Origin of the sequence: Pseudomonas sp. CFBP 13711 (assembly GCF_014842265.1) — a bacterium.
GTDB lineage: Bacteria > Pseudomonadota > Gammaproteobacteria > Pseudomonadales > Pseudomonadaceae > Aquipseudomonas.
The window spans coordinates 24,119-29,269 of sequence record NZ_JACYVI010000015.1 but is presented as its reverse complement, the minus strand read 5'-3'; the positions used below and the strand labels follow the sequence as shown (position 1 = coordinate 29,269).

The following is a 5,151-nucleotide window of genomic DNA, read 5'->3' as shown; positions in this document are numbered from 1 at the left end:
ACCCTTGTGTAACAGCGTTGAAACAGGGCGTAGGACCAGCGATGGCCCTTCGCCCTTTTTTTATGATAAGAATGGTAATGAGAAACGTTCTTTGTTACATTTTCACGCTTTTTTGACATTGGTGGTCAATTTTGGGGCTTTGCCCCGTGTGATTTTAAAGGGAGGGGGAGTTCGGATGGCGAGCAATAACAAGGGTCAATTCAAGGTCAATGCCTTGGCAGCGCTGGTCGCAACGGTCGCCTGTCACGGCGCGGCATGGGCGGCGGATGCCCCGGCCAAGGCCGAGCAGGGCGCCACTATCGAACTGCAGAATTCGGTGGTCAGCGGTGAAGCGCCTGAAGGGCAGGAAACCGTCGGCTATCAAGTTAAAAACAGCACGGCGGGCACCAAGACCAGCACACCGCTGTCAGAAACCCCGCGCTCGGTGTCAGTGGTGACACGCCAGCGCATTCAGGATCAGGGCTCGCAAAGCCTGACCGACATCCTCGGTTACGTCCCCGGCATCTTCGCCCCGCCCTTTGCCGTCGGCGACGGCCTCGCGGGCGACCTGTTCTCCATTCGCGGCTACAACGCCACCGACTACGGTTACGGCCTGCTCAAGGACGGCCTGCGTCTGCAGGGCAACCGCTACGACACCACCACCGAACCCTATGGCCTGGAACGCACCGAAGTGTTCCGCGGCCCGAGCTCGATCCTCTACGGCGAAAACGCGCCGGGCGGGCTGGTCAACCTGGTCAGCAAACGCCCGACGGAAACCGCCCAGGGCGAAGCCAAGTTCACCTACGGCAGCAACAACCGTCGGCAACTGTCCCTCGACGTCTCCGGCCCGCTGACCGACGACAACCGCATCCTCGGCCGCGTGGTCATGCTCGGTCGCAACGCCGACACCCAGGTCGATTCGGTACCGGATGACCGCATTTACATCGCGCCGTCGATGACCTTCAACTTCGACGAAGACACCGCGCTGACCCTGCTGTCGTCCTACCAGCGCGACCGCACCAAGCTGCTGCTCGGCTACCCCGCTGCGGGCACCTTGCTGAACAACGTCAACGGCAAGATCGGCAAGGACCAGTTCAACGGCAACCCGAACTGGGACGACTTCGAGCGCGAAACCTGGACCCTGGGTTACGAGTTCAAGCACCAGCTCAACGACACCTGGCAGTTCCGCCAGAACTCGCGCTTCATGGAATCGCGTCTGGACCGTCACGAGACCTGGCCAGGTGACCTAAGTAATTCTGGCTTCGGTAGCACGCTGAGCAGCCAAGCCTACGACCGCGACAACAAGTCGATCACCTACTCGCTGGACAACCAGTTCGAAGGCCACTTCACCTCCGGCGCACTGGAAAACACCGTGCTGCTGGGCGCAAGCTACGACCGCACCTCTTACAACCAAGACTGGGCGATCGGTAACGGCGGTACCTACAACGCCTTTAGTCCGGTGTTTCCGTCGGGCACTCCACGGATGCTCGTTACAGCGCAGAACTCGCAACTGGACCAGCAGATGTACGGCGTTTACGGCCAGCTGCAGAGCAAGTACAACAACTGGATATATCTGTTGGGCGGTCGCCAGGACTTCGTCAACAGCCAGTACCGCAACCGCGCCGGAACCGCCAGTGGCGCCGCAGACCTGGACGGCTGGGACCATCGTTTCAGCTGGCAGACCGGCTTGATGTACCAGTTCGAGAACGGCATTTCGCCGTACGTGAGTTACTCGACGGCGTTCACGCCAGTGCAGCAGTCGTCGCAACCGAACGGCGAGTTGCTCGATCCGATTCTCAGCGAGCAGTACGAGATGGGTCTGAAGTACGAGCCGGCTGGCTGGAACACAACGTTCAGCGCGGCGGTGTTTGACCTGACCAAGACCCACGACGTGATTTCCGGTTCGAACGGGTACAGCCGTCAGATCGGCAAGAGCGAGTCGAAGGGTGTGGAGCTTGAGGTCAACAGCGATGTGACCAAGAACCTGAGCCTGACGGCGTCGTACACCTACACCGATGCGCGGGTGACGAAGGACAGTCCGGGTTCGTTGTACGAGGATCATCAGTTGACCGGCATACCGCGTAATCAGGCGAGTACGTGGGCGACGTATCGCTTCCTCGACGGTCCGATGAGCGGTTTCCGTGTGGGTGGCGGGGTGCGTTATTTCGATAATACGTTCGCGTATACCAGGCCGTCGTTGTACGGGAAGTTGAAGACGGGTGATGTGACGCTGGTGGATGCGTTGGTGGGGTATGACATCGATAAGCATTGGTCGGTGGATGTGAATGCGAAGAATCTGTTCGATAAGGAGTATGTGAGCGGCTGCAATAACGCGGGTCGGTGTTATTGGGGCGAAGAGCGGACCGTGCTCGGGACTGTGGCGTTCCGCTGGTAACGCGCCAGGCTCGAGAAGATCAAGAGCGTCTGCCTAGGGGCAGACGTTTCGCCTTCGGCGAGTTACTTGGAAAAGCACCCCAAGTAACCAAAGGTGCTTGCTCCTGGTTGGGCCCGACTTCGTCGGGTTCCTTCACTCCGGTCCCGCTCCGTGGGCCCGCGCCGAACGGACATCCATGTCCTGACGGCGCTCTCGCGGCATCCATGCCGCTCGGCCCACTCCGCGAAACCTCCATTCAGCCTGCACCCAAGTCGCGATGGGTGTCGTCTGGACTTCCTGTGTACGAAGATCAAAAGCAACGGCAACGGCAACGGCAACGGCAACGGCAACGGCAACGGCTTCCCGGCTGAAGCCAGTCCTACAGGCGCGCGCGGTCTGATTAGTGGGACCGGCTTCAGCCGGGAAGAGGCCAGCCCAGGCGCCAGCAATTTTTGCTGATCGCACCCCATCCTGTGGGAGCGAGCTTGCTCGCGAATGCTGCATTCCAAACACCAGATAGTCGGTGGATGTACCGACCCCTTCGTGAGCAAGCTCACTCCCACAGGTCCTCAGCATTTGCTCTGCCCTCGATCTGCCCTTGATCCGCTTTTACATTTTTCACCAAAAAAGACTAACCACTTAGCCGCCTCGTTCGTCTTTCAGGTAAGGCGCGCTTACCTGCGCCGTTCCAACACTACGAGGGATTACACATGAGCTTCGACAGCGAAAACACACAGTTCCGGGTCGTCATCAACCACGAAGAACAGTACTCCATCTGGCCCGACTACAAAGCCATCCCGGACGGCTGGAAAAGCGTCGGCGTCGAAGGCGACAAACAGACCTGCCTCAACCACATCGAAAGCGTCTGGACCGACATGCGCCCCCTCAGCCTGCGCAAGGCCATGGCCTGAACCCACCCCCTTCAGCCTCAGGAGCGTAACGCCCATGAACATGCGCATGCTCACCCCCGAACGCCTGCGCCTCGAAGCCGGCTTTCCCCTGCGCGTCCAGCCAGGCCAGACCGGCGTCTCCCTGGCCGCCGAATTCGACGCCCTGCGCAGCGTCGTCGACCACTCGCTTGAGCGCGACGGCGCCATCCTCTTCAGCGGCTTCTCCAGCGAAGACGTCGAAGGCTTCCAGCAGTTCGCCGCCTCCTTCGGCCACCCGCTGCTCAACTACGAATTCGGCTCCACCCCGCGCAGCCAGGTCGATGGCAAAGGCGTCTACACCTCCACCGAATACCCGGCGCACCGCTCGATCCCGCTGCACAACGAACAGGCCTACACCACCGAATGGCCCATGCGCATCTTTTTCTACTGCGCCAAAGCCGCCGTCAGCGGAGGCGAGACGCCGATTGCCGACAGCCGCCGGGTGTTCCAGCGCATCAGTCCGGCGCTGCGCAAACGCTTTGAAGAAAAGCGCCTGATGTACGTGCGCAACTACGGCAACGGCCTGGACCTGACCTGGCAACAGGTCTTCAACACCGAGCGCCACAGCGACGTCGAAGACTACTGTCGCCCCCGTGGCATCCAGTGCGACTGGAACGAGGACGGCGACCTGCGCACACGACAACTGGTGCAAGGCGTCGCCCAGCATCCGCGCACCAAGGATTGGGTCTGGTTCAATCAGGCGCACCTGTTTCACCTGTCGAACCTGGACGAGGAGATGCAGGAAATCCTTCTCGACACCGTCGGCGAAGAAGGCCTGCCGCGCAACGTCTACTACGGCGACGGCAGCCCGCTGGAGGCCGATGCGCTGGCGGAAATTCGCGGCGTGCTGAGCGAGTGCGAAGTGGTCTTCCCGTGGCAGACCGGCGACGTGCTGATGCTCGACAACATGCTCACGGCGCACTCGCGCAAGCCGTTCAGCGGCGAACGAAAAGTCGTGGTCGCCATGGCTGAAGGCGTCAGCGGCAACACCCTGCACACCATTTCCTGAGTCCGATATTCATGCAGAAAACCAAGCTTGTTTACGTCTGGTCGCTGCGTAACGCCGCGGCGGACAAGGCCGGTCAATACGTCGATTACCACGGCGAGCAGCGCTACATGACCTCGCCGCTGGAGTACCTGGTCAAGGCGCTCAACGACACCGCCCTCGGCGACCATTACTCCCTGGAAGCGATCATTTACGACGAAAACCCCGAGTCCGCACGGGACCGCGAGAGCATCAAGGACTACGGCTTCAAGCCGGGGCAGGGCGCCCACTGGTTCTACCCGGCGGGCCTGACGGTGCAGGGGCGCAAGGTCGATGACCTGCTGGAAAACGTGCCGTCGAGCTACCGCGCCTTGCCCCTGGGCGACAGCGCACGGCCGGCCGGCAAGTCGGATTTCGAGCGACGTCTCGGCGAGCGGCTGCACGCGCTGGGCGCCGACGTTGTTGTGCTCGACGGGCTGCTGGTGATCCTTGATGAACTGGTGCGCGAAGGGGCTGACTTCCATCGGCGTATCTTCAACGTGCACCCGGGCATCACGCGTCTGGAATCGCCCTACGAGCGGCGCGGCGCCTACGCCACCCTCGACGCGCTGTACGGCGCCCGGGGCAAGAAAGTGGTCGACTGGACCACGCGGGAGATGGTCGACACGCCGGTGGTGAACATGACCGGCGCGTCGTTCCATTACGTCGACACCGGCATCGATTCCGGTGAGGTGGTGTTCGACGTGCTCGACACCCCCGTCGCGCCGGACGACACCATCCTCGAACTGCGCTGGAACAACTTCAACAACAGCCTGTTTCCCGCGCTGGAGCAGGGGTTATGGGTGCTGGCGCGGCAGCGGTCTCATTGATCGCATCCCTATGAA

General features: G+C 61.3%; 4 protein-coding genes. All 4 read left to right on the top strand.

Features of this window, described 5'->3' with window-relative positions:
- The first annotated feature begins 175 nt into the window (after positions 1–175).
- A complete protein-coding gene (locus IFT47_RS23040; protein WP_192174275.1) occupies positions 176–2,374 on the top strand; it encodes a TonB-dependent siderophore receptor in 2,199 nt (732 codons plus the stop codon).
- A 689-nt stretch (positions 2,375–3,063) separates the two neighbouring features.
- On the top strand, positions 3,064–3,264 hold the full coding sequence (locus IFT47_RS23035) for an MbtH family protein (protein WP_065986085.1): 201 nt from the start codon (positions 3,064–3,066) through the stop codon (positions 3,262–3,264).
- Positions 3,265–3,298: 34 nt separating this feature from the next.
- A complete protein-coding gene (locus tag IFT47_RS23030; RefSeq protein WP_192174274.1) occupies positions 3,299–4,291 on the top strand; it encodes a TauD/TfdA family dioxygenase in 993 nt (330 codons plus the stop codon).
- 11 nt (positions 4,292–4,302) lie between these two features.
- Positions 4,303–5,136 (top strand): N(5)-hydroxyornithine transformylase PvdF, encoded by an 834-nt coding sequence (locus IFT47_RS23025; RefSeq protein ID WP_192174273.1) that lies wholly within the window; start codon positions 4,303–4,305, stop codon positions 5,134–5,136.
- Positions 5,137–5,151 lie beyond the last annotated feature (15 nt).

Excerpts from the sequence above, each read along its gene's own strand:
- IFT47_RS23025 (WP_192174273.1), top strand. The coding sequence starts at position 4,303 with ATGCAGAAAACCAAGCTTGTTTACGTCTGGTCGCTGCGTAACGCCGCG.
- IFT47_RS23030 (WP_192174274.1), top strand. The coding sequence starts at position 3,299 with ATGAACATGCGCATGCTCACCCCCGAACGCCTGCGCCTCGAAGCCGGC.
- IFT47_RS23035 (WP_065986085.1), top strand. The coding sequence starts at position 3,064 with ATGAGCTTCGACAGCGAAAACACACAGTTCCGGGTCGTCATCAACCAC.
- IFT47_RS23040 (WP_192174275.1), top strand. The coding sequence starts at position 176 with ATGGCGAGCAATAACAAGGGTCAATTCAAGGTCAATGCCTTGGCAGCG.